Here is a 22,726-nt window from a genome sequence, read left to right on the forward strand (position 1 = left end):
TCACCGCTCGTACGGGCCGGCGAGCGAGGGGGCCACGGGACCGCGGCGGTCGGTGACGCGCGTCCCGGTGAGACCGGGCAGCCGCATGCCGGGGACGGCGTCCTCCGCCCGGGTCGCGGCGCGCGCGGCCTCGTCGGCCAGCCGGCCCACCTCGCGCCCGACGAGGTCGAGCCGGGCCGTCACCGCCTCCCCGGCCGGGTCGTCCCACGCGGCGGCGACGGCGGCGCGGATCCCGGCGAGCAGACCAGCGGTGTCGTCGAGCCGGTCCACCAGCGCCCGCAGGGCCGTGGCCTGGTCCGCGGCGCCGGCGTCCGGGCCGCCGGTCAGCACGGTCGCGCCCCGCCGGGGCCGGGCCCGTGCCGGGGGTCGGGGGCGTCCCGGAACGCGGTGGCCGCGGCGGTGTCCGCCACCCGGGCGGTGGCCGCGGCGCGCCGGGCCGCGTCGGCCAGCGACGCCAGCTCGTCCGCGACCCGCCGCAGCCGGACCGCGCGGTCCCCGTCACCGGGGCCGGTCGCGGGGGCCTCGGTCAGCCCGGCAGCCAGGTCCGCCAGCCCGCGGGCCGCGCGGTCGAGCGCATCGGGGTCCCGCCGCACGTCCGGTCGCATCGCCCCAGCATGGCGACGGGCCCGCGCCGGCGGGCCCGGACGCGCGGATCCGGTTCGCCATCGCGAACCGGAGTCGCGGCAGGCCGGCCGGACGACGTCGGGGCCGCCACCCGGTGTGGGTGACGGCCCCGATCGGCGTGCGTCGGTCAGCGCGCGGCGGCGACGATCTCGGCCAGCCGGCCCGCGACAGCATCGGCCTCGTCCTCGCTGGGCGCCTCGACCATCACGCGGACGAGCTGCTCGGTGCCCGACGGGCGCAGCAGCACCCGGCCGGTGTCGCCCAGCTCCGCCTCGGCCTTCGCGACGGCCTCGGCCACGTCCGCCGACGCGGCGACCGCGTCCTTGTCCGCGACGGGCACGTTGCGCAGCACCTGCGGCAGCACCGTGACCACCGAGGCCAGCTCGGCCAGCGGGGTGCCGGTCTGCGCGACCCGCGACATCAGCCGCAGGGCGGTGAGCAGACCGTCGCCGGTCGTGGCGTGGCCCGGCAGCACCACGTGCCCGGACTGCTCGCCGCCGAGGGTGAACCCGCCCTCGCGCAGCCGTTCCAGCACGTAGCGGTCGCCGACCTTGGTGGTGTCCAGGGTGATCCCGGCCTCGCGCATGGCGATGTGCAGGCCCAGGTTGCTCATCACCGTGGCGACGAGCGTGTCGTGCGCGAGCTCGCCGGCCTCGCGCATGGCGAGTGCCAGCACCGCCATGATCCGGTCACCGTCGACGACCGCCCCGGTCGCGTCGACGGCCAGGCAGCGGTCGGCGTCACCGTCGTGGGCAATGCCGAGATCGGCGCCGTGCTCCAGGACCGCGGACCGCAGCAGGTCCAGGTGGGTGGACCCGACGCCGTCGTTGATGTTGAGACCGTCCGGCTCGGCGTGCAGCGCGATCACGTCGGCGCCCGCCTGCCGGTAGGCCTCCGGCGCGGCCAGCGCCGCGGCGCCGTGTGCGCAGTCGACGACCACGCGCAGCCCGGACAGCGAGCCCGGTGCGGCGGACAGCAGGTGCGCGACGTAGACGTCGGTGGCGTCCGGCGCGTCCCAGACCCGGCCGATGCCGTCACCGGTCGGTCGGGCACCGAGACCCTCGGCGAACTGCTGCTCGATCGCGTCCTCGACGTCGTCGGGCAGCTTGTGACCGCCCGCGGCGAAGAGCTTGATGCCGTTGTCGGGCATCGGGTTGTGCGACGCGGAGATCATCACGCCGAGGTCGGCGCCGGTCTCGGCGACCAGGTGCGCGACGCCCGGGGTCGGCAGCACGCCGACCCGGATCGCGTCCGCGCCGGCCGAGGTGAGCCCGGCGACGACCGCGGCCTCGAGCATCTCGCCGCTCGCGCGGGGGTCGCGTCCGACGACCGCGAGGGGCCGGCGGCCGGAGCCGTTCGAGAGCGTGCGGGCGGCCGAGGCACAGACACCAACGGCGAACTCCGGAGTGAGGAGTTCGCCGTTGGCCAGGCCCCGGACGCCGTCGGTTCCGAAGAGACGAGGCATCCGGTGTGCGATCAGCGCTTGGAGTACTGGGGCGCCTTACGGGCCTTCTTGAGGCCGTACTTCTTGCGCTCGACGGCGCGGGCGTCACGGGTCAGCCAGCCGGCCTTCTTCAGCGGCGGGCGGTCCTCGGAGTCCAGCTCGACCAGCGCACGGGCGATCGCCAGACGCAGAGCGCCGGCCTGACCCGCGGTGCCGCCACCCTTGAGGTTGGCGAAGATGTCGAAGCGCTCGGTCTTCTCGACGAGGACGAGCGGCTCCTTCACGATCTGCTGGTGCAGCTTGTTCGGGAAGTACACCTCGAGCGGCTTGCCGTTCAGGGTGAACCCGCCGGTGCCCGGCAGCAGCCGGACGCGGACGACGGCCTCCTTGCGGCGGCCGACGGTCTGGACCGGGCGGTCGCCCAGCACGGGGGCCTCGGCGGCGAACTCGTCGGCGTCGAAGTCGGCGGCGTCACCGATGGTGTAGTCGACGTCGGCGACCTCGGTCTCGGTGGCCTCGGTCTCGGTCGCCTCGGCGGCCGCACCCTCGGTCTCGACCGCGTCGACGACCTCGTCGGGTCCGTTCTCGGGGCTGGTCACGGGCTGTCCCTCTTCGTTGCTCGGGGTGGTCACTGGCTGACCTGCTTGATCTCGAACGGCTGCGGCTTCTGGGCCTCGTGCGGGTGCGCCGGGCCGGCGTAGACCTTCAGCTTCTTGGCCATGGCGCGGCCGAGGCGGTTCTTCGGCAGCATGCCCTTGATCGCCTTCTCGACGAGGCGGTCGGGCTGGCTGTCGATCATCTCGCCGACGGAGCGCTGGCGGAGGCCACCCGGGAAGCCGGAGTGGCGGTAGACGAACTTGTCGGCCCGCTTGTTGCCGGACACCGAGATCTTCTCCGCGTTCACGATGACCACGAAGTCGCCGTTGTCGACGTGCGGGGCGTAGGTCGGCTTGTGCTTCCCGCGCAGCAGCGTGGCAGCGTGGGTGGCGAGCCGACCGAGGCGCACGTCCTCGGCGTCGATCACGTGCCAGGCGTGCTGGATGTCGCCGGGCTTGGGGCTGTACGTGGGCACGGATCTACCTCGTCGTCGTTCTCGGCTGGTGGGCCGTCCGCACGGGTTCCGGCCCACTCTCTAGTCTCTGGTTCCTCAGCGTGCTGCTGGTGGACGCCGGAGGGACGCTCGATCCCGCCGCTGTCGCCGGAGGACGGCGCCCGCGGGTCTCCACCGCTGCACAACGAGAGCCAAGGGTACCCGCCGGTTCCGGGGGCGGACGCAAGGGGGTCGTCCGGGCCCCCGGACCGGGGGTCAGGCGAACCGGGCCCGGTTCGCCTGCTCGGTGTCGCGGTAGTTCTGACCGGCCTGGCCGACCAGCTTCCCGATGGTGCCCAGGGTGGTGGTCAGCTCGGCCGCCGAGGTGTCCCACTTCTGCTGCGACGCCTGGTAGGTGCTGGCCGCGTCACCGGTCCAGGTCCCGACCATCGGCGCCAGGTAGCGCCGCAGGTCCTCGAGCTGGGAGTTGATGCGCGCGGTCGTCGCGACGGTGTCGGCCGACGCCCGCTCGAGCGCGCTGAAGGTGACCTTGATCTCGGATCCCACGATGTAGCTCCCCCTCACCCGAGCACCGACGTGATGGCGGTGCGGTTCTGGTCCTCCTGCTGCTGGTACGTCGTCGCCGTGCCGCCGAGCTGCTCACCAATCGCGCCGAGCGCCTCGTTCAGCCGCCGTGCCTCGGTGTCCCACTTGGCCATCAGCTGGGCGAACGCCGTCGCCGCGCTGCCGGACCACTGCCCCTGCAGCGGCCCCAGCTGGCTGCGCAGGCGGGCGAGCTCGCCGTTGACGGCGTCGCTCACCGCCCGCACCTGGCCCGCCGCGCGCACCATCTCCTCGGTCGTCGTACCGAACCCGTCGGCCATGGACCCCACCTCGTCCCCGTCCCGTCGCCCGGCCGGTCGGGTGTCCGGCGACCAGGCCCGGGGACGCGGTGTCCCCGGCCCGCGCACAGTGGCAGGGCGGCCGGGCCGCCGTGGCCGAACGGCGCGGACCGTTCGCGACCGGGAACGCCGCCCGGGTCACCGCACCCGGTGCAGCGAGGCGACGACCTCGGCGCAGGCGGGCGCGACCGGGGCGCCGGCGGGCCTGCGGCACCCGGCGACGAGCTGGTCGGAGCCGTCGAACACGACGTGCCAGTCGACGACGGTCCCGTCGCCGGGGTCCTCGCTCCACCGCAGGACCGGCCGCCCGCCGACCGTCGCGCTCGCCGGGCCCTCCCCGCCGACGAGTGCGGCGAGCTCGCGACGGGCACGGTCGGGCTCGCGTCCGGCGTCGTAGCCCAGCGGGCTGCGCTCCAGCACGAGCAGGTCGGCACCGTCGGGGCTGCCGACCGGGGTGAGCAGCACCCGTCGACGCTGCGGGTCACCGCCAGTGTGCTCCCAGCCGATGGGCAGGGTGGCGGCGTAGCCGTACTGGACGACCGTCGCCCCGGCCGGTGGCGCCGGGTGCGGGCCCGCCAGGAGCAGCCCGGCGCCGAGCAGGACCGCGCCCAGCACACCGGCGACGACGATCGCCGCCCGGGCCCGGTCCGGGCCGTCCGCGAGCGGGGTGGCGGGGACGGGTGCCCCGGCCGGTCCCGGCTCCGCCGGGCCCGCTCCCGCGCCGGGGTCACCGGGCCAGGGGGCGGCGCGGCCGGCGCCCTGGCCGGGGCCGGGGTCGGGGTCGGCACCGGAGGCCGGACCGAGCTCGGTGCCCGGCCCTGAGCCCGGCCAGGTGTCCGGCCCGGTGTCGGTGGACACACCGGCCCCGAGCACGGCCGCACCGACCACCGCCGCCGCCTCCGGCCCCCAGGGCTCGCCGCCGGCGGGACGCAGCCCGGCGACACGCACCGGGCAGGGCAGCACCGGGCGGGGCAGCCGGGCCCCGGCACGATCCGCGGGCCGCGCCGGGTCCCGGCCGTCCGCGCACCCGGCCGCCTCGGGGCCCGGCCCACGGTCGTCCCCCCGACGGTCCGGGCAGGCACCGGACCCGGCGCGCCGATCCGGGGCGTCCGCCACGAGGAGCGGGCCGACCGTCCCCGCGACCACGACCAGCTTCGCACCGGTCGCCCGCACGAGCGCCGCGAGACCCGCCGGGTCAGCGAGGTCCGAGAGGTCAGCGAGGTCCGACAGGTCGGTGCCCGGCTCCCCCACCGGCTCCGGCACCCCGTCGCGTACGAGGGTCGCGCCGTCGTCGTCGACGACCAGGACCGGCCCGCCCGGCAGCTCCGGTTCGGCCGCGAGCACCGCGACCGCGGCCGGGACCACCAGCACCCGCGGACCTCCGGGGAAGGCACCGCCCGCCGTCGTCCCGACCCGGACGACGACGCCGGGCGGATCGTCGCCGAAGAAGTCCGCGACGGCCGTCGCCGGGTGGGGCCGCGGCGACCAGGCGCAGCCCGCCGGCGTCGGCGGCGGCGAGCAGCACCGCGTCGCGGCGGTCGTGCACGGCGACCGCGACGCCGCTCACCCCGGCTCGGTCCAGGCCAGCTGCACCCGGCGTGCCCCGGCCCGCCGGTCGACCAGCACGGCCCGTCCCGGCGGCATCGGCCCGGGGCGGACCTTCTCCAGCAGCGCACCCTCGTCGGGGCTGCCGGAGCCGACCAGGCCGGGGGCGCCGAGCTCGCGCAGCCGCCCGAGTACCGGGTCGAACAGCGCCCGCCCGGCGCCGCCGGTGCGCCGCGCGAGGACGACGTGCAGCCCGACGTCGCGGGCCTGCGGCAGGTACTCGGCGAGCGCGAGCAGCGGGTGCGTCCCGGTCGATCCGGCCGCGGGGACGACGAGGTCGTAGTCGTCGACGAGCAGCCACACGTCCGGTCCGCTCCACCAGGACCGTTCCCGCAGCTGGGCCGGGGTGACGTCCGGACCGGGCAGCCGCCGTCCGAGGGAGCCCGCGATCTCGGCGCAGGCGTCGGTGGTGGCCTGCGCGGTGGAGGTGTGCGCGAGCAGGTGGCTCTGCGGGATCCCGCCGAGCAGCGTCCGCCGGTGGTCGACGACGACGATCCGCGCCCGGTCCGGCGTCCACCGCGCGGCGATGCCGTGGGCGAGGGTCCGCAGCAGCGTCGTCTTTCCGCCGCCGGAGTCGGCGAAGCAGAGCAGGTGCGGCTCGTCCGGGTCGAGCTCGACGGTGGCGAGCCGGTCCTCGTCGACGCCGAACGCGGGCCCGCGGCCCGGTCCGGGCGGGAGCTCGGCGACCTCGATCCGGGCGGGCAGCAGCCGCACCGGGCCGACCGACGGGCCGTCCCAGGCGTCGTCGATCGCCCGGGCGGGGTCGGTGCCGGGGACCAGGCAGGGCGCGGCGAGGACGGTGGCCTCGCCGTCGGCGGACAGGCCGTGCCCGGGCAGCGCCGGCACGGCGGCGGCACGACGCCGGTCCACCTCGGAGTCCGACGGGTCGCCCAGCCGCAGCTCGACCCGGCTGCCGAGCTGGTCCTTGAGCGCCGGCCGGATCTCGGCCCAGCGGGCCGCGGACAGCGCGAGGTGCACGCCGTAGGCGAGCCCGCGGGCGGCGAGCGCGGTCAGCTTCTCGTCCAGGTCCTCGAACCCGGCGCGCAGCGCCGCGTAGCCGTCGACGACCAGCAGCAGGTCGGTGGCGGGCACCTCGGCGAAGCCGCCCGCGGCGCGCCGGGCCCGGAACTCCTCGATCCCGGCGACGCCGTGCGCGGCGAACAGCTGCTCGCGCTCGTCGACGGCGGCGACGGTCTCGGCCACCACCCGGCGCACCAGGTCGGTGCCGCGACGGTCGGCGACGGTCCCGACGTGCGGCAGCCCGGCCAGCGGGGCCAGGGTCCCGCCGCCCAGGTCGAGCACGTGCACGCCCAGCTCGGCCGGGGTGTGGGTGAGCGCGAGCGCGGTGACGACGGTGCGCAGCGCGGTCGACTTCCCCGACCGCGGCCCTCCGACGACGGCCAGGTGCCCGGCCGCGCCGGACAGGTCCAGCACCAGCGGGTCGCGCCGCTGGGCGTAGGGCCGGTCGACCAGACCGATCGGCGCGGCGAGCCGTCCCACAGGCCCCGGCGCGCACAGCCCCCGCCCGGTCCGGACCAGCGGGTCGCCCAGCACCACCGGCAGCGGCGGCGGCTCCGCGAGCGGCGGCAGCCACACCCGGTGCGCGCATGGGCCGGGCCCGGACACCGCCTCGGCGATGCGGTCGAGAACGGTGCCGGTGGGTGCCGGCTCGGGGTCCGGCGCCGGGAGCTGCGCCGAGGCGGGCAGCGCCACCGGGCCCGCGCGGAACGGCAGCGCGACCCGCGGCGCCCCCGGGGCCCGCCGGCGCGCGAGGCGCGGGGTGTCCGGGCCGGAGACGTAGGCGGCCCGGAAGCGCACGAGCTCGTCGGTGCCCGCGGACAGGTACGCGGCGCCGGGCGTCGGTGGGAGCAGGTGCGCGTCGGGCACGCCCAGCACCGCGCGGGACTCCGCGGCGGAGAACGTGCGCAGCGCGATCCGGTAGGACAGGTGCGACTCCAGGCCGCGCAGCCGGCCCTCCTCCAGGCGCTGCGAGGCCAGCAGCAGATGGATCCCGAGGGAACGGCCGAGCCGGCCGATCGTCACCATCAGGTCGATCATCTCCGGCCGCTGGGCGAGCAGCTCGGAGAACTCGTCCACGACGACCAGCAGCGACGGCAGCGGGTCCAGCGGCGCCCCGTCCCGACGCAGCGCGTCGTGCTCGGCCAGCGACGACAGGTTCCCCGCGGCGCGCAGCACCTCCTGGCGACGGGTGATCTCCCCGGCGAGCGCGTCGGCCATCCGGTCGACCAGGGTCAGCTCCTCGGCCAGGTTGGTGATCACCGCGGAGGTGTGCGGCAGCCCGGCGAGCCCGAGGAACGTCGCGCCGCCCTTGAAGTCGACGAGCACCAGGTTGAGCTCCTCGGCCGTGTGCGTCGCGACCAGCCCGAGGACCAGCGTGCGCAGCAGCTCGCTCTTGCCGGAGCCGGTCGCGCCGATGCACAGCCCGTGCGGCCCCGCACCGCCCTGTGCGGACTCCTTGAGGTCGAGCAGCACCGGTCGGCCGCCGCCGTCGGTGCCCAGCGGGACCCGCAGCCGCTCCGCGGGGCCCCGTCGCGATCGCAGCACCGCGACGCCGCCGGAGTCCGTCGTGGACAGACCGAGCAGCGACGGCAGCCCGGCCGCCGAACTGTCCACACCGGACGCAACGACGTCGGCGGTGCCGTCCGGGCGGTAGCGCGCGAGCCGCCGCGCCAGCGCCAGTGCCTCGGCGACGACGAGCCCGTCGGGGACACCGACCTCCCGGCCGCCCGGCCCGCCCCGGCGCAGCGTGCGCACGCCGTCGGGCCCGGTGCCGGCGGCCAGGCGCAGCACCGACGCCGCGGGCCTGCGCCCGCCCGCGGGCCCCAGCCGCAGCACCGTGACGCCGGGCAGCCCGGCCCAGGCACCGGGGGTGTCGGCCGCACCGTCCAGCACGACGAGCAGGTGTTGCTGGGCCGCGGACGGCTCGTCCACCCACCAGCGCCGCACTCGGTCCGGGTCGTCGGTGATCATCCGGACCGGCCCGACGGCGTCGGTGCGCCGCGGGTGCGCCACGTGCGGCAGCCACTTCGCCCACTCCCAGCGCGCGGCCGCACCCCCCGGTGCGACGACGGCGAGCCGCGCGTCGTCGGGGCCGTGCCAGGTGACGTACTGGGCGACCAGGGCCCTGGCGAGGTCGAGCACCGGTGCGGCGTCCGGGTCCGGCTCGAGCCAGATCGTCGCCGACGCGCGGGTGTCGACGGCCACCGGGAGATCGTCCACCGTGGACCAACGGCGCAGGAACCGGCGCAGTGCCAGTGCGGACAGCGGTTCGAGTGTCTCCATCGGACCGGTGTGCGGCGCGGTGAGCCGGGTGGCGAGCCGCTGGGTGCCGCGCCCGGCGCGCAGGCGGCCGAAGTCGTCGTCGCCGGGGCGGCGCTCCCACAGCCGGTCCGCGGCGAGCACGTCCGGCCAGGCTGCCGGGTCGGGGTGCACGGTCTCCAGCGCGTGCCGCTGCTCGGCGGCGATCGCGCGGGCCCGCCCGCCCAGGACGTCGAGGTAACGCAGGTAGTCGCGGCGGTCCTCGTCCATCGTCGCGGTGCGTGCTCCGGCGCCGCGGCCGCCGCCGGCCAGCATGCCCAGCGCGGACAACGCGAACATCCCGCCGAACAGCCACGTGCTCGTGTCCCCGCGCCCCAGCACGACGAACAGCAGCGCCCCGCCGACCATCGCCAGCGGCAGCAGCCGTTGCACGAGGCCGCCGGGGACCGGGCGCTCCGGCTCGGGCGGCGGTTCGAGCACCAGCTCGCCGCCGGGCAGCTCGGGCACCGAGCGCCGCGGACGTCGCACCCCGACGGTTCCCGCCATCGCCTTCCTCCCGTTCACGGTTCTCCCGAACGCCCACGGCGGCACCGGGACCGTCGGATACTCGCAGCCGCCCCGGGCCCGCCGGGGCCGTTCGGAGAGATCCGTCAGGGAGCCGCTCGTGACCTCCGTCCTGCCCGTACCGGCCGCGACCGATCCCGGCGACCCGACGTCCGCCGCCACGTCCGGGCCCGTGCCCGGCCGCTGGACCCGGGTCGGGGTGCACACCCCACGCGGACGCCTCGACGTGGCGCTGCCTGCCGACGTCGCCGTCGCCGAGCTGGTCCCGATGGTGCGTGAGCTGCTGGGCCGCGCCACCGCGGACACCCCGCAGGCGTGGCGGTTCACCGGGCCCGCGGGCGGACCGCTGCCCGCGGCCGCCACCCTCGACGAGCTCGGCGTCCGCGAGGGCGAGCTGCTGCACCTGGGCCCGCCGCGCCCGGCGCCGGCGCCGCCCGTCCTCGACGACGCCGCCGAGACCGTCGCCGGCGCGGTGCGCGAGGCGGCCGACGCCGCCGGGACGGCGCGCTGGTCCGGCACCGCCGCGGCGGTCCTGGCGACGGCCGCCGCGGGCGCCGTGCTGTCCACCGTGGACGGACCGTGGCGGCCGTGGGCGTGCGCACTCGCCGCCGTGGGCGCCGTCGGTGCGCTGGTGGTCGCCCACCGCGGCCGCCACGACGACCGGCTCGCCACCGCCGCCGCACTCTGCGCGGTTCCCGCCGCGGCGACGGCCGGGCTCACCGCGCTGCCCGGGCCGGCCGGGGCGGGGGCGCTGCTGCTCGCCGCGGCCGGGGCCGGACTGGCCGCCGCCGCGGGCCAGGCGATCGCCCGGGCGGTGTCCCCGGTCCTGCTCGCGGTGGCCCTGGCCGCGTCCGGGACCGCCGTGGCGGCGCTGGCCCGGCTGCTGCTGGAGGCCCCGGTGACGGCCGTCGCCGCCGGTCTCGCGGCCCCGGCGCTCGCCGCCGGGCCGCTGCTGCCGCGGCTGGCGCTGCGCCTGGCCGGGATCCCGGCCCCGGCGGTCCCGACCGACGCCGACTCCGTCGCGGGCGCCGAGCAGGTGCTGCCCGGCGCGGAGCTGACCGCCCGGGCCGGGCTGGCCCGCGGGCTGCACACCGGGACGCTGGCCGGCACCGCGGTCGTCGCCGCCGGGGCGGGCGCCGTCGCCGCGACGGGGGGCTGGACCGGTGGTCTGCTGCTGGTGGTGACGGCGGCGGTGCTGCTCCTGCGGGCCCGTGCGCTCGTCGAGCCCGCGCCGGCCCGCATCCTGACCGGGTCCGCGGTGGTCGCGGTCGCCACCGCCGCCGTCCCGGCAGCGCTCGCGCTGGAGCCCGCGCCGCGCCTCGCCGTGGCGGCGGGGCTGCTGCTCGCCGTCGGACTGGGGGCCGCCGCGGCGCGGGCGACGCCGTCGCCGCCGGCCCGCCGGGCGCTCGACGTGTGCGAGCTCGTCCTCACCGCCGCCGCGGTGCCCGCCGCGCTGGCCGCGATGGGCCTGTTCTCCCTGGTCCGCACCCTGTGACCGGGCCCGTCCGGCACCCCGCTGCCGCCCCACCGACGGCAGCACCGCGGATCGCGCCGCTGCTGGCGGTGCCGCTGCTGGCCGCGTCGGTCCTCGCGCTGCCCACCCCGCCCCCGTCACCCGTTCCCGCCGCCGTCGCCCCCGCCATGTCCTGCGCCGTCCGCACCCCCTGTGGGGTCGCCGCACCCCGCGCAGCAGGTGCGGGAGCAGGCGGAGGGGTGCGGACGAGGCCTGCCGTCGCGGCCGCCGAGCCCGGGCCGCCGGGACCGGCCGACGGGTTGCGGCAGACCCGCGCCTGCACCCCGCCCGGCGACGACGGCCCGGGCGCCGCCCGCGGTGCGGTCCCGCAGCCGCCACCGGGGCTCGCGACCGGCGCGGGGCAGCTCGTCGCCGTCGTCGACACCGGGGTCGCGCCGCTGCCCCGGCTGGCCGGACGGCTCGTCGGCGGCGGGGACTACCTCACCGGCGGCGACGGTCTCACCGACTGCGACGGCCACGGCTCCGACGTCGCGCTGCTCCTCGCCGGGGCCGCCGACCCGGTCACCGGGCTCGGCGCGGGCATGGCGCCCGGCGCGCGGATCCTGTCGCTGCGCCAGTCCTCGGGGCGGTTCGCCGTACGCGGCACCGACGGCACCGAGCGACCCGCCGGCGAGATCCGCACCCTGGCCGCGGCGATCGACCGGGCCGTCGCACTCGGTGCGAGCGTCGTCAACGTGTCCGAGGTGGTGTGCGTGCCGTCCGCGCAGGTCGACTCCGCGGGGGGCGCACTGCGCGAGGCCGTCGACGACGCCGAGCGGGCCGGGGTGCTGGTCGTCGCCGCCGCCGGGAACATCGACGAGGCGGGCACCTGCACCGGCGACCCGGACCTGCGGCCGCTGCCCGCGTCCTACGACTCGGTCCTCGCCGTCGGGGCGGTCGACGGCGACGACGTCCCCGGTGACTTCTCCGTGCCCGGCCCCTGGGTGGACCTCGCCGCCCCGGGCCAGGACCTGCCCCGCCCGTCCGGACCGGACGGCGCGGTGGTCCGCGGGACGTCGTACTCGGCACCGCTGGTCGCGGGGACCGCGGCGCTGCTGCGCGAGCGGTTCCCGATGCTCACCCCGCGCCAGGTCGCCGACCGGTTGCGTGCCACGGCCCGCCCCAGCGCGGGCGACGGCCGCACCGGCCACGGCGTGCTCGACCCCGGGGCCGCGCTGACCGCCGAGCCGCTGCTCCTGACCCCGGACGGTCCCGCCGGTCCCGGCGACCGCGCCGGCTCACCCGGGGCGGGCCGGGCGCCGCTGCCGCTCGCGACAACCCCGCCGCCGGACCTGCCGGCGGTGGCCGGGGTCGGGGCGGTCGCGGCGGTCGGCGGGGCGCTCGTCGCGGCGCTGGCGGGGCTGCGGCGCCGCCCCAGGCGCCCCTGACCTCCGACCTCCGGCACTCCTTGCCCTGCACAGCCGCTCGCCCAGCAGCCGCCCGCAGCCCGCCGGTGTCGCCGCCGCCCCCGTGCGCAGCCGACCCCCTGTGGGGCCGACCCGTGTGGGGCCGACCCGTGTGAGGCCGACCCGTGTGAGGCCGACCCGTGTGAGGCCGACCCGTGTGAGGCCGACCCGTGTGAGGCCGACCCGTGTGAGGCCGACCCGTGTGAGGCCGACCCGTGTGAGGCCGACCCGTGTGAGGCCGACCCCTGTGAGGCCGACCCGTGTGAGGCCGACCCGTGCGCGGCGGCGCACCGTCAGCCCGGCAGGTCCGCCACCTCCCTCGCCGCCGCGACGCTCAGCACGCCCGCCCGCGGCAGCAGCCGCACCATCTCCGCCGGGGCGTCCCCCGCCACCCCGATCCCCAGCGCCCGCCCGGTCTCGGCGTCCGCGACGCCGTGCACCGCGCCGGAGGCGGCGAGCAGCAGGCGCGTCCCGCCGTCGCCGTCGCCGGTGTCGGCGGGCCCGGTCCGCAGCGGCCCCGGACCGGTCACCGGCAGCACCACGGTGTCGAGGGCGGGCCCGGCGTCGTCGGCACCGGCCAGGCGCACCCGGACCGCGCCGGGCGCGACCGGCTCCTCGGTCCCCGCGACGAGTGCGCGCCGCCCCTCCCGCCAGGTCCCGCACAGCACCGGCGGCACCTCGGTCACGTCGGTCAGCTCGGCCCGGGCGGCGGGCCAGGCCTCGGCACCGGGCACCCGGGTCTGCGGGACGTCGTCGACCAGGCCGGGCGGCAGCGTCGCCGGCTCGGCCTGCCCGGTCCGGGAGCGGACGGCGTCGGCGAGGGTGACCGGGATACGGGCGAGCCCGCCGTCGACCACCAGGAAGTACGTCGACCCGGCGCCGAGGGACTGGCTGCGCACGACCTCCCCGCTCCGCCCCAGCCCCGCGACGGGGGTCGGCTCCGGCGTGGGCACCCGCAGCGGCGCGCCCTCCGGGATCGCGGAGAGCAGGCCGTCGCCGACCCGGCGGACGGGGGCGCCGAGCAGGCCGAGGCCGTCGAGGGCGTTCCGGTCGGCCGGGTCGAGCCGGTGCCGGGCGCCGTCGTGGACGAGGTAGGTGGCGCTGCCCTCGGCGGTCAGCAGGACGACCGGTTCCGGACCGGCCGGGGCGGGGCCGAGCGACCCCGCCAGCACGGTCGTGGTGCCGGCGCCGGCGCCGGTGCCCTCACCGCGGGTGTCGCAGACCGCCCACGCGGGCGGGACCGGGACCCCGTCGAGCGGGACGCCGACGGTGCCGGGCACCGCGGCGGGTGCGGTGCGCGGCGCCGCGGCCAGCGCGCCGTCGGGCACCGGGACGGGCACGGCGGTGGCGCCGTCGTCGCGTCCGTGCGCGGCCAGGACCAGCCGTCCGGCGACCGGGTCGGGCACCGGCACGAGCAGCTCGGACCGGTCGGGGGCACGGACCACGGCGTAGAGCACACCGCTGCGCTCCCCCTGCACCAGCGCCCGGGAACGCCAGTCGGTGGCCGGGTCGACCCGGGCCAGCAACGCCGCCACCCCGAGCGCGAGCAGCCCGACCAGCACTCCGGCGAACACCGCGCGATGCTGGGACCGGATCTGTTCGTGCCGCGGCACCGGGTCCGCGCGCACCAGGGCGGCCTCCATCCGGCGCACACCGAAGCGGTGGGCGTCGACCTGGTCGCGGGTCGCCGGGGCGCGCTGCACGCGCGCGGGGGCGGGATCGGTGCGCACCGCACGGACGGTAGGACCGCCGCGGCCCGACCGGACCCGATCCACGGACGCTGCGTAGAAGTACGCCACCTGACCGCTGCGCGCGGCCCGGGCCGGTGCTGCGGCCGTGGAGCCGGGTCAGGCCTCGCGGAGGGGACGGCGCAGCTGCTCGGCCAGGGCGCCGTCCTCGCCGAAGAGGGTGTCGCGCCAGCGCTGCTCCAGCTCGCGGGTGTCGTGCCGGTCGGGGTGGAAGCGCGGGTGTCCGAAGACGGGCATCCGGCCCAGCACGCGGCGCAGGAACTGGCCGCGGCCGAACAGCAGGCGGTAGCCCTCGCGCAGGTCCCGCGGCCGTCGCCAGACGCCCTGCTGCACGAGCAGGTACACCCACCCGAACACGACCGCGGGCAGCACGGTGGCGGCGACCAGCGGTGCGGCCCGGCCGCGCTCGGGGCCGTCGGTGCCGATGAGCTCGTAGACGTCCCAGGTCACGGACTTGTGCTCGAGCTCCTCGAGCGCATGCCAGTGCCACAGCTCGCGGATGTCGGCGTGCACCCGCTCGGCGAACTCGTCGCTGCCGAGGATGTCCTCAGCCATGACCGCGGTGAAGTGCTCCATCAGCGCGGTGCAGGCGAGCTGCTGACGCGGGGATGTGCGGTCGAGGACCTTCAGGGCGAGCGCGACCGCGGCCTCCGGCACGTGCACCGGGAAACCACGGGAGCGGAACGCCTCGTTGAGCCGGTCGTGCTCGCGGCTGTGGATGACCTCCTGCGCGGTGAACCCGGCGACCCTGGCGCGCAGCTCGGGCTCGGTCACCCGGTCCCGGAAGTGGATCACCGAGCGGACGAAGAAGTCCTCCCCCGGCGGGAAGATCGCCGAGAGCATCGCGAGGAACAGCGTCGCGGTCGCGTTGTCGGCGTAGGCCCAGCGGGCCATCTGCTCGGGCAGCCGGAAGTCCAGGTGGCGCGGCGGGATGCCGACGTCGCCGCCGGTCAGCCTGCGCGGACGTGCGCCGGTTCCGTCATTGGTCGCCGTCTCGGTCACGTCGGTCCTCCGGTCGTCGTCGACGAGCGGGTCGCATCTGGTACAGAAAGTATCCCGTACAGCGCGTACCCCTTACTGGCCGATCATGGGTGGCGCCGGGCGCGGTGTCAACCAGGAGCGGGATGATGGCCGGGTGAACCGATCCGTGACCCCCGGCGACGGCCGCGCCCGCCGCTGGGCCGGGCAGCGGGCGGCCCGGCGGGCCGAGGTCGTCGAGGCCGCGATGGCCGCGATCGCCGAGCACGGACCGGAGGCCACGACCGAGCAGATCGCCGGTCGTGCCGGGGTCCCCCGGCCCGCGCTGTACCGGCACTTCGACGGCCTGGAGGACCTGCAGGGCGCGATCGCCGAGGCCGCGCTGGGCCTCTACTCCGAGGCGCTCGCACCGGTGTGGAGCCCGCGCGGGACGCCGCGGGAGATGCTCGTCGCCGCCATCGCGGCGCACGTGCGGTGGCTGGCCGCGCACACCGAGCTCTACCGCTACGTGCTGCGCGCCGCCGGGGTCACGACGGCCGTCACCGACATCCGGCACCGCATCGCCGACCGGATGACCGGCCTGCTGACCGGGGGCTACCCCGGGCTGCCCGCGACCGTCGCGGCGCCGCTGGCCGCGGGCGCGGTCGGACTGGTCGACGGGGCGACCGAGCGCTGGCTCTCCTCGACGGACCCACTGCCGCTCGACGAGCTCGCCGAGCACCTCGCCCGATGGGTCTGGTCGGTGCTCGACGCGGCGCTGCGCGAGGTCGCGATCGAGCTCGACCCGGACGTCCCGCTCACGGCGGGCTGAGCGCTACTCCGCGACGCCGATGTCCTCGTTCCACAGGTCGGGGCGCTCGGCGACGAACGCGGTCATCATGTCCACGCAACGCGCGTCGTCGAGCACCTGCACGCGCACCCCGTGCTCGGCCAGCCAGTCGTGGCCGCCGTGGAAGGTCCGGGCCTCCCCCACGAGCACCGCGCCGATGCCGAACTGCCGGATCAGCCCCGAGCAGTACCAGCAGGGCGAGAGCGTGGTGACCATCGTCGTGGACCGGTAGTCGCGGCGGCGGCCCGCGTCGCGGAACGCCGCGGTCTCGCCGTGCACCGTCGGGTCGCCGTCCTGCACGCGACGGTTGTGACCGCGCCCGAGCACCTCCCCGTCCGGTCCGACGAGTGCGGCGCCGATCGGGATGCCGCCCGAGGCCAGCCCGGCCCTGGCCTGTTCCACCGCGACGTCCAGCCAGCTCGGATCCATGCGCGCGAACCTATACCGAGATCGCGTCGAGGCGTTCGCGCAGGAACGGCGCGGACACCACCGGCTCCAGCGCCGTGCGCCCGAGCGGCGGTGCCAGCGGCGTGACGACGGCGTCGTGGTCCAGCTCGAAGAAGAACACCAGCGACACCAGGTCCTCGGTCGGGGCGTGGGTCTGCGGCGGCAGCACCCGGTGCCGCCCGGCCCGCCAGCGGTGCCCGGTCCAGTGCGCGAGCAGGTCGCCGACGTTCACCGTCAGCGCACCCGGGGTGTACGGCGCGTCGGTCCAGCCGTGTCCCTCGACGTCGACCTGCAGCCCGCCCGCCCCGGGCTCCCGGTCGAGCAGGGTGACGGTGCCGAAGTCGGTGTGCGGGCCGATCCGGAACTGACCGGGCAGCGGTGTGCCTGTCTCGGTCATCGGCGGGTAGCGGTTGATGTTGAACGTCCACGTCGGGTGGGTCGCGAGGTCGCGCAGCGTCGACGGCTCCTGCCCGAGGGCTCCCGCGCACAGCTCCAGCAGCGCGCCCGCAACGCGGGTCATCGCCGTGCAGTATGCGGTCACCGCCTCCCGCAGCGCCGGGACCTGCTCCGGCCAGACGTTCGGTGGGAACCACACCGCGTCGACGTCCGGGTCACCGGTCGGCGCGAAGGGGCCCACCGCGAAGGACTCCTTGAGGTCGGGCGGGGAGTCGCCGCCCTCGACGCGGTCGTTGGCCTCGACACCGGGGGGCAGCCACCCCCGCCCGCCGACGCCGACCGCGTAGCCGTGCTTGACCGGCTCGGGCAGCGCGAAGAACTCGCGCGCCGCGGCCCGCACCGCCTGCGCCGCGGCGTCCGGCACGCCGTGCCCGACGACCTGCAGGAACCCGGCGCGTTGCAACGCGATGTCCACCGCGGCCGGGTCCGGCGCGGCCAGGTCCACGGTCGGGATGAGCTCGGTCACCGCGTCCCCCCGGGCGTCGCGACGGCGGTGCGGCGCACCAGCAGCGCGTAGAGCCCGGCCGAGAGCACCAGCCCGACCAGGAAGGTCACGTCGCCGATCCCGGGCAGCAATCGCGGCACCAGCCCGGTGAACAGCTCCTGGTTGGCGAACAACAGCACCGACACGACGACGCCGACGCCGAGCGCGATCGGGCCCGCGTGGTTGCGGTACGTTCGGTCGTAGAGCAGATCGGGGTCGGTCGGGCGCAGCCACTGGTCGGTGAGCACCACGCCGAGCCACGGCCCGACCCAGTACACGACGACCAGCAGGAACGCCTCGTACCCGGCCGCGGCGTCGCCGAGCGCGACCAGCGCGATCACGAACCCGACCGCCCCGAACGCCAGCGCGACGACGGCCCGCGCCCGCGCCAGCGGCACGTCGATGCCGAGGGCGAGGAACGCCATCGCCCCCGAGTAGACGTTGAGGACGTTCGCCGCGACCGCCCCGACCGCGATGGCGACCAGGGTCAGCACGGCCAGCCAGCCGGGCAGCAGGCCGGTGTAGTTCGCGACGGGGTTGTCCGAGTCGAGCCCGGCCGCGGTCGCCGCCCCGACCGACGCCGCGCCGACGGACATGAACACCGTGGTGGACAGGAACAGGCCGCCGCCCGCGGCGAGACCGGTGGCCCGCGCCGACACCGAGCGCGGCAGGTAGCGGGAGTAGTCGGCGGCGTACGGGCTCCAGCCCGCCGAGTACCCGACGACGGCGCCGACGGTCAGCAGGAACCCGCCGACCCCGCCCACCCCGTCCGGCGACGCGGCCGCCCCCGGGTCCGACCCGAGGAGCACCAGCACCGCCCCGACCCCGAGCACGAGCGCGAGCAGCGGGAACGCGAGCCGCTCGAAGGCCTGCACCAGGTTGTGCCCGAAGAACGCGACGGCGACCTGGACGACGACCACCGCCACCAGCCACGCGACCGTCCCGCCGCCGGTGATCGCCGACAGCGCGAACGCGGCGCTGACGCTGTTCACCGCGAACCAGCCGAAGCCCGAGGTGATCGTCATCAGGGCGGCGGGCAACGCGTTGCCGCGGTGACCGAAGGCGAGCCGCCCCAGCACCATCTGCGGCACCCCGGCGGCCGGTCCGCGGGCGGACAGGATCCCGTGGGCGATCGCGGCGAGCAGGTTCCCGACGACGATCGCCGCGATCGCCGCCGGCACCGTCTGCCCGAACGCCGTCACCGACAGCACGCCGACGAAGATCGTCGCGAACTCCAGGTTCGGCGAGGTCCACGTCCAGAACAGCTGGCGCGGCCTGCCGTGCCGCTCGGAGTCCGGTACGGGCTCGGTGGAGCCCGGTTCGACGGCGACGATACGGTCGCCGTACCCACGGTCCGCGGCCACGCCGACGGTGTTCTCGGTGGTCATCGGGTCACTCTGACTCCCGGGACACCCGGGACGGAACCTCGGTAACCGACTGTTGACACGGGTTGGGCCGTCCGGTCGGTAGTCCTGCGGATTCCGCCGGCGGACCCGGTCCGCCACGATCGTCGGCATGCGGACGAACCTGAACGTGGCCCTGCAGGCCGGCGCCCTCCTGGCCTTCGTGGCCCTGCGGTTCACCGCGCCGGGCTGGTTCCTCATCATCCTGATCATGACCCTGGTGGGTCCGGCCCTGCTGACGGTGCCGACGGTCCTGTCGCTGACCGTGATCCGACGCCGCGTGCTCACCCCTGCGGTGACCGCCCCGTTCCTCGCCTGCGCCGGATTCCTGCTCGCCGGCGGGCTGCTGATGCCCGACTTCGGCGACAGCGAGGACTCCGAGCGCGCCCCGCTGTCGGTGCTGCTCGAGTCCGCCGGGCTGTCCGCCGGGCCGACCGAGCCGCTGTACGTCCTCGGCTCGCTGGCCCTGCTCGGCTGGTCGGTGTCGCTGGTGTGGCTGGGCGTGGCCCTGGCGCTCGACGCCCGCCGGACCCACCGCGTCGCCGGGCCGCCGCACCCGGCGTGGGTGCGGCCGATCGACTGAGGCCGCTCGCCCCCGTCCGCGCATCCGGGCCGGTCGCGACGGGGCCTGCTCAGCCCTCGCCCGGCACCCGGATCCGCCGGGTCCGCTCGGCGCGGGCGGCGAGCTCGTCGTCGGCGGGGTAGTCGACGCCGGTCAGCGACAGGCCGTGCGGCGGCGCGACGGTCACCTCGGAGGCGCGCACCTCGCGGCGCAGCAGCCCCGCGGGCCAGTCGACGGGCCTGCGACCACGGCCGACCTCGAACACCGCGCCGACCAGGCTGCGGACCATCGAGTGGCAGAACGCGTCCGCCGAGACCGCCGCGACGAGCACACCCGGCTCACCCGGCGCGGGCGACCAGTCGAAGCGCTGCAGCGCACGCACGGTCGTCGCGCCCTCGCGGCGCTTGCAGAACGCGGCGAAGTCGTGCTCGCCCAGCAGCAGCGCTGAGGCGGCGTTCATCGGCTCCGGGTCCAATGGGTACGGCCAGGCGACGGTCTCCCGCGCCCGCAGCGGCTCGGCACCGAACGGGGCCGTGGTGACCCGGTAGCGGTAGTGGCGGCGCAGCGCGGAGAAGCGGGCGTCGAAGGTGTCGGGCACCTGCCCGAGGTCGTGCACCCGCACGTCCGGCGGCAGCAGCCGGTTCAGCCGCCGGAGCAGACCGTCGATCTGCGGGGCGAGGGTCGCCGGGAGGTCGACGTGACAGACCTGCCCTGAGGCGTGCACTCCGGCGTCGGTACGTCCGGCGACGGTGAGCCGCAGCGGGGTGCGCAGCACGGTCGACAGTGCCTCGGTGAGCACGCCCTGCACGGTGCGCCGGGTCGGCTGCTGCGCCCACCCGGAGAAGTCGGTGCCGTCGTAGGCGACGTCGAGTCGCAGCCGCACGGTGCCCGGACCCGGAACACCGGAAACGCCGATGAGCCCGCCGTCGGTGACGGCGGGCTCATCGGAGTGGTGCGGACCGATCAGGAGTCGGAACCCTGCTGGGACGCCGGCTTCGCGAAGCCGGCCGCCTCGGCGGCCTCCTCGGTGGCGAACCAGACCTCGGCCACGGTGCGGTCGTAGAACGCCGAGCCGGGGACGTGGTAGAGCTTCGAGTCCTCGTTGCCCTTGATCTCGAAGCCCTCGGGAGCCTCGGCCGGGTCCTCCAGCGGGGCGTGCGAGCCCTCGCCGTAGGGCGCCTCGGACGTCTCGGACGCCTTCAGCTCCTCGGCGGCCGCGGTCGAGTCGGCCTGCGCCTGCTCGATCTTCTCCTCGGTCACCTCGGCCGCAGCCGGGGCTTCCTGCGAGGCGGCCGCGCGACGGGCACGGTTGGCCTCGTCGGTCACCGTCTTCTGCTGGACCAGCTCGATGACCGCCATCGGGGCGTTGTCGCCCTTGCGCGGCATCGTCTTGGTGATCCGGGTGTAGCCACCGTTGCGGTCCGCGAAGAACGGGCCGATCTCGGTGACGAGGCGGTGCACGACCGACTTGTCGCGGATCACCTTCATGATCTCGCGCCGGTTGTGCAGGTCGCCGGCCTTGGCCTTGGTGATCAGCCGCTCCGCGTACGGACGCAGCCGCCGGGCCTTGGCCTCGGTGGTGGTGATCCGGCCGTGTTCGAACAGCGAGGTCGCCAGGTTGGCCAGGATCAGCCGCTGGTGCGCGGGTGACCCGCCGAGGCGGGCACCCTTGGTGGGCTGGGGCATGGCTACAACTGCTCCGTTTCTGCGTAGTCCTGACCGTCGTCACCGAAGGTGTCCGGGTCGAACCCGCTCCCACCGTCGACGCCGTAGTCGCTCGCCGCCGCCGACGGGTCGAACCCGGGCGGGCTGTCCTTGAGGGCCAGGCCGAGGCCGACGAGCTTCATCTTGACCTCGTCGATCGACTTGGCGCCGAAGTTGCGGATGTCGAGCAGGTCCGCCTCGCTGCGGCCGACGAGCTCGCCGACCGTGTGGATGCCCTCGCGCTTGAGGCAGTTGTAGGACCGGACCGTGAGGTCCAGCTCCTCGATCGGCATCGCGAACGCCGCGATGGTGTCCGCCTCCTGCGGGGAGGGGCCGATCTCGATGCCTTCGGCGTCCACGTTCAGCTCGCGGGCCAGGCCGAACAGCTCGACCAGGGTCTTGCCGGCCGAGGCCAGCGCGTCCCGCGGGGTGATGGACGGCTTCGACTCGACGTCGAGGATGAGCTTGTCGAAGTCGGTGCGCTGCTCGACTCGCGTGGCCTCGACCTTGTAGGTCACCTTCAGCACCGGGGAGTAGATCGAGTCGACCGGGATCCGGCCGATCTCGGCACCGGTGGCCTTGTTCTGCATCGCCGGGACGTACCCGCGGCCGCGCTCGACGACGAGCTCGACCTCGAGCCGGCCCTTGTCGTTGAGCGAGGCGATGTGCAGGTCCGGGTTGTGCACGGTGACACCGGCGGGCGGGACGATGTCCCCCGCGGTGACCGCACCCGGACCCTGCTTGCGCAGGTACATCGTCACCGGCTCGTCCTCCTCGGAGCTCACGACGAGCTCCTTGAGGTTGAGGATGATGTCGGTGACGTCCTCCTTGACCCCCGGCACGGTGGTGAACTCGTGCAGGACGCCGTCGATCCGGATGGACGTGACGGCGGCGCCGGGGATCGACGACAGCAGCGTCCGGCGCAGGGAGTTCCCGAGGGTGTAGCCGAAGCCCGGCTCGAGCGGCTCGATGACGAACCGCGACCGGGTCTCGGTGACGACGTCCTCGGACAGTGAGGGTCGCTGAGAGATCAGCATGGGTGTGTGCCTCCTTCGCACCTGCGACAACCGCTATTTGATGTCGCAGAGGAACCGCCGCCCCTCCCTGCGGGGCGGCGGCGTGTCGAGCTACTTCGAGTAGAACTCGACGATGAGCTGCTCGGTGACCTGGGTGTCGATCTGAGCGCGCTCGGGCAGCTGGTGGACGAGGATCCGCAGGGTCGACGGGACGACCTGCAGCCACGCCGGGACCGGGCGGTCGCCCTGGGTCTCCTTGGCGATGACGAACGGGTCGGTGTTCCGCGACTTGTCCCGGACATCGATGATGTCGTAGCGCGACACCCGGTAGCTGGGGATGTCGACCTTCTTCCCGTTGACCAGGAAGTGGCCGTGGTTCACCAGCTGACGCGCCATGCGCCGGGTGCGGGCGAGGCCCGCGCGGTACACGACGTTGTCGAGGCGCGACTCGAGGATCTGCAGCAGCTCGTCGCCGGTCTTGCCCTCCCGGCGGTGCGCCTCCTCGTAGTAGGCGCGGAGCTGCTTCTCCTGCAGGCCGTAGCCGAAGCGGGCCTTCTGCTTCTCCTGCAGCTGCAGGAGGTACTCGGTCTCCTTGATCCGGATCCGGCCGTGCTGGCCGGGCGGGTAAGGACGACGCTCGAACGCCTGGTCGCCGCCGACGAGGTCGGTCTTCAGTCGGCGGGACTTGCGGGTCATGGGGCCGGTGTAACGAGCCATGGTGGTTCTCCCTTC

At 76.3% G+C, this 22,726-nt stretch carries 22 protein-coding genes; 4 read left to right on the forward strand and 18 right to left on the reverse strand.

Annotated features, from left to right (window positions below; genetic code table 11):
- The 9 genes from Ae331Ps2_RS06010 to eccCa form a co-directional block, all read right to left on the reverse strand.
- Nucleotides 1-330 carry a hypothetical protein gene (locus Ae331Ps2_RS06010; protein WP_075310178.1) on the reverse strand — a complete coding sequence of 110 codons (330 nt, stop codon included), beginning with the start codon at nucleotides 328-330 and terminating at the stop codon, nucleotides 1-3.
- Nucleotides 324-605, reverse strand: coding sequence for a hypothetical protein (locus tag Ae331Ps2_RS06015; protein WP_075310176.1), 282 nt, complete (start codon nucleotides 603-605; stop codon nucleotides 324-326). Before Ae331Ps2_RS06015 ends, Ae331Ps2_RS06010 begins: the two co-directional genes overlap by 7 nt.
- 146 nt (nucleotides 606-751) lie before the next feature.
- A complete protein-coding gene (gene glmM, locus Ae331Ps2_RS06020; protein WP_075310174.1) occupies nucleotides 752-2,089 on the reverse strand; it encodes a phosphoglucosamine mutase in 1,338 nt (445 codons plus the stop codon).
- A gap of 11 nt (nucleotides 2,090-2,100) precedes the next feature.
- Nucleotides 2,101-2,700: a 30S ribosomal protein S9 gene (gene rpsI, locus Ae331Ps2_RS06025; RefSeq protein ID WP_369804852.1), complete on the reverse strand. Its 600-nt coding sequence runs from the start codon at nucleotides 2,698-2,700 to the stop codon at nucleotides 2,101-2,103.
- On the reverse strand, nucleotides 2,697-3,140 hold the full coding sequence (gene rplM, locus Ae331Ps2_RS06030; protein ID WP_020622762.1) for a 50S ribosomal protein L13: 444 nt from the start codon (nucleotides 3,138-3,140) through the stop codon (nucleotides 2,697-2,699). The genes rpsI and rplM overlap by 4 nt, the downstream gene beginning before the upstream one ends.
- A 234-nt stretch (nucleotides 3,141-3,374) precedes the next feature.
- Nucleotides 3,375-3,665, reverse strand: a complete 291-nt coding sequence (locus tag Ae331Ps2_RS06035) for a WXG100 family type VII secretion target (protein WP_075312780.1) — start codon at nucleotides 3,663-3,665, stop codon at nucleotides 3,375-3,377.
- A 14-nt stretch (nucleotides 3,666-3,679) separates the two neighbouring features.
- Nucleotides 3,680-3,982 (reverse strand): WXG100 family type VII secretion target, encoded by a 303-nt coding sequence (locus Ae331Ps2_RS06040; protein ID WP_075310172.1) that lies wholly within the window; start codon nucleotides 3,980-3,982, stop codon nucleotides 3,680-3,682.
- A 156-nt stretch (nucleotides 3,983-4,138) separates the two neighbouring features.
- Complete coding sequence (locus Ae331Ps2_RS06045; RefSeq protein WP_075310170.1) at nucleotides 4,139-5,371, reverse strand: type VII secretion-associated protein; 1,233 nt, start codon at nucleotides 5,369-5,371, stop codon at nucleotides 4,139-4,141.
- Between the two features lie 192 nt (nucleotides 5,372-5,563).
- Nucleotides 5,564-9,430 carry a type VII secretion protein EccCa gene (eccCa, locus tag Ae331Ps2_RS06050; RefSeq protein ID WP_075310168.1) on the reverse strand — a complete coding sequence of 1,289 codons (3,867 nt, stop codon included), beginning with the start codon at nucleotides 9,428-9,430 and terminating at the stop codon, nucleotides 5,564-5,566.
- A 118-nt stretch (nucleotides 9,431-9,548) separates the two neighbouring features.
- On the opposite strand from eccCa, the gene eccD reads away from it, so the two are divergent.
- Both eccD and mycP read left to right on the forward strand, forming a co-directional pair.
- Nucleotides 9,549-10,943: a type VII secretion integral membrane protein EccD gene (gene eccD / locus Ae331Ps2_RS06055; RefSeq protein WP_075310166.1), complete on the forward strand. Its 1,395-nt coding sequence runs from the start codon at nucleotides 9,549-9,551 to the stop codon at nucleotides 10,941-10,943.
- Nucleotides 10,940-12,349 (forward strand): type VII secretion-associated serine protease mycosin, encoded by a 1,410-nt coding sequence (gene mycP, locus Ae331Ps2_RS06060; protein WP_075310164.1) that lies wholly within the window; start codon nucleotides 10,940-10,942, stop codon nucleotides 12,347-12,349. The genes eccD and mycP overlap by 4 nt, the downstream gene beginning before the upstream one ends.
- Before the next feature lie 311 nt (nucleotides 12,350-12,660).
- Here mycP and eccB read toward each other — a convergent pair whose 3' ends face one another.
- Together eccB and Ae331Ps2_RS06070 are read right to left on the reverse strand one after the other, a co-directional pair.
- Nucleotides 12,661-14,097, reverse strand: a complete 1,437-nt coding sequence (eccB, locus tag Ae331Ps2_RS06065; protein WP_075310162.1) for a type VII secretion protein EccB — start codon at nucleotides 14,095-14,097, stop codon at nucleotides 12,661-12,663.
- Nucleotides 14,098-14,214: 117 nt separating this feature from the next.
- A complete protein-coding gene (locus tag Ae331Ps2_RS06070; protein ID WP_020622830.1) occupies nucleotides 14,215-15,117 on the reverse strand; it encodes a metal-dependent hydrolase in 903 nt (300 codons plus the stop codon).
- Between the two features lie 133 nt (nucleotides 15,118-15,250).
- On the opposite strand from Ae331Ps2_RS06070, the gene Ae331Ps2_RS06075 reads away from it, so the two are divergent.
- Nucleotides 15,251-15,904: a TetR/AcrR family transcriptional regulator gene (locus tag Ae331Ps2_RS06075; RefSeq protein ID WP_233147665.1), complete on the forward strand. Its 654-nt coding sequence runs from the start codon at nucleotides 15,251-15,253 to the stop codon at nucleotides 15,902-15,904.
- A gap of 3 nt (nucleotides 15,905-15,907) precedes the next feature.
- Here the strand turns inward: Ae331Ps2_RS06075 and Ae331Ps2_RS06080 are convergent, their stop codons facing one another.
- Genes Ae331Ps2_RS06080 through Ae331Ps2_RS06090 form a run of 3 tightly spaced genes read right to left on the reverse strand, consistent with a single transcriptional unit; the run spans nucleotide 15,908 to nucleotide 18,697 of the window.
- Entirely contained in the window at nucleotides 15,908-16,351 is a 444-nt protein-coding gene (locus Ae331Ps2_RS06080; RefSeq protein WP_060710562.1) for a nucleoside deaminase, read from the reverse strand.
- Between the two features lie 10 nt (nucleotides 16,352-16,361).
- Nucleotides 16,362-17,291 carry an isopenicillin N synthase family oxygenase gene (locus Ae331Ps2_RS06085; RefSeq protein WP_020622908.1) on the reverse strand — a complete coding sequence of 310 codons (930 nt, stop codon included), beginning with the start codon at nucleotides 17,289-17,291 and terminating at the stop codon, nucleotides 16,362-16,364.
- Nucleotides 17,288-18,697, reverse strand: coding sequence for a cytosine permease (locus tag Ae331Ps2_RS06090; protein ID WP_020622909.1), 1,410 nt, complete (start codon nucleotides 18,695-18,697; stop codon nucleotides 17,288-17,290). The genes Ae331Ps2_RS06085 and Ae331Ps2_RS06090 overlap by 4 nt, the downstream gene beginning before the upstream one ends.
- Nucleotides 18,698-18,824: 127 nt before the next feature.
- Between Ae331Ps2_RS06090 and Ae331Ps2_RS06095 the strand changes: the two genes are divergently transcribed.
- The gene (locus tag Ae331Ps2_RS06095; RefSeq protein WP_020622910.1) at nucleotides 18,825-19,295 is read left to right on the forward strand and encodes a hypothetical protein; all 471 of its coding nucleotides are present in this window, start codon (nucleotides 18,825-18,827) and stop codon (nucleotides 19,293-19,295) included.
- A gap of 49 nt (nucleotides 19,296-19,344) precedes the next feature.
- On the opposite strand, the gene truA is transcribed toward Ae331Ps2_RS06095, so the two are convergent.
- From truA to rpsD, 4 genes are all read right to left on the reverse strand, one after another.
- The gene (gene truA, locus Ae331Ps2_RS06100; protein WP_198932341.1) at nucleotides 19,345-20,151 is read right to left on the reverse strand and encodes a tRNA pseudouridine(38-40) synthase TruA; all 807 of its coding nucleotides are present in this window, start codon (nucleotides 20,149-20,151) and stop codon (nucleotides 19,345-19,347) included.
- A gap of 86 nt (nucleotides 20,152-20,237) precedes the next feature.
- The gene (gene rplQ / locus Ae331Ps2_RS06105) at nucleotides 20,238-20,960 is read right to left on the reverse strand and encodes a 50S ribosomal protein L17 (protein WP_020622912.1); all 723 of its coding nucleotides are present in this window, start codon (nucleotides 20,958-20,960) and stop codon (nucleotides 20,238-20,240) included.
- Between the two features lie 2 nt (nucleotides 20,961-20,962).
- Nucleotides 20,963-22,015, reverse strand: a complete 1,053-nt coding sequence (locus Ae331Ps2_RS06110; protein ID WP_020622913.1) for a DNA-directed RNA polymerase subunit alpha — start codon at nucleotides 22,013-22,015, stop codon at nucleotides 20,963-20,965.
- A 90-nt stretch (nucleotides 22,016-22,105) separates the two neighbouring features.
- Nucleotides 22,106-22,711, reverse strand: a complete 606-nt coding sequence (gene rpsD / locus Ae331Ps2_RS06115; RefSeq protein WP_043277188.1) for a 30S ribosomal protein S4 — start codon at nucleotides 22,709-22,711, stop codon at nucleotides 22,106-22,108.
- Nucleotides 22,712-22,726: the final 15 nt, after the last annotated feature.

Source organism: Pseudonocardia sp. Ae331_Ps2, assembly GCF_001932405.1.
In the GTDB taxonomy this organism is placed as follows: domain Bacteria; phylum Actinomycetota; class Actinomycetes; order Mycobacteriales; family Pseudonocardiaceae; genus Pseudonocardia.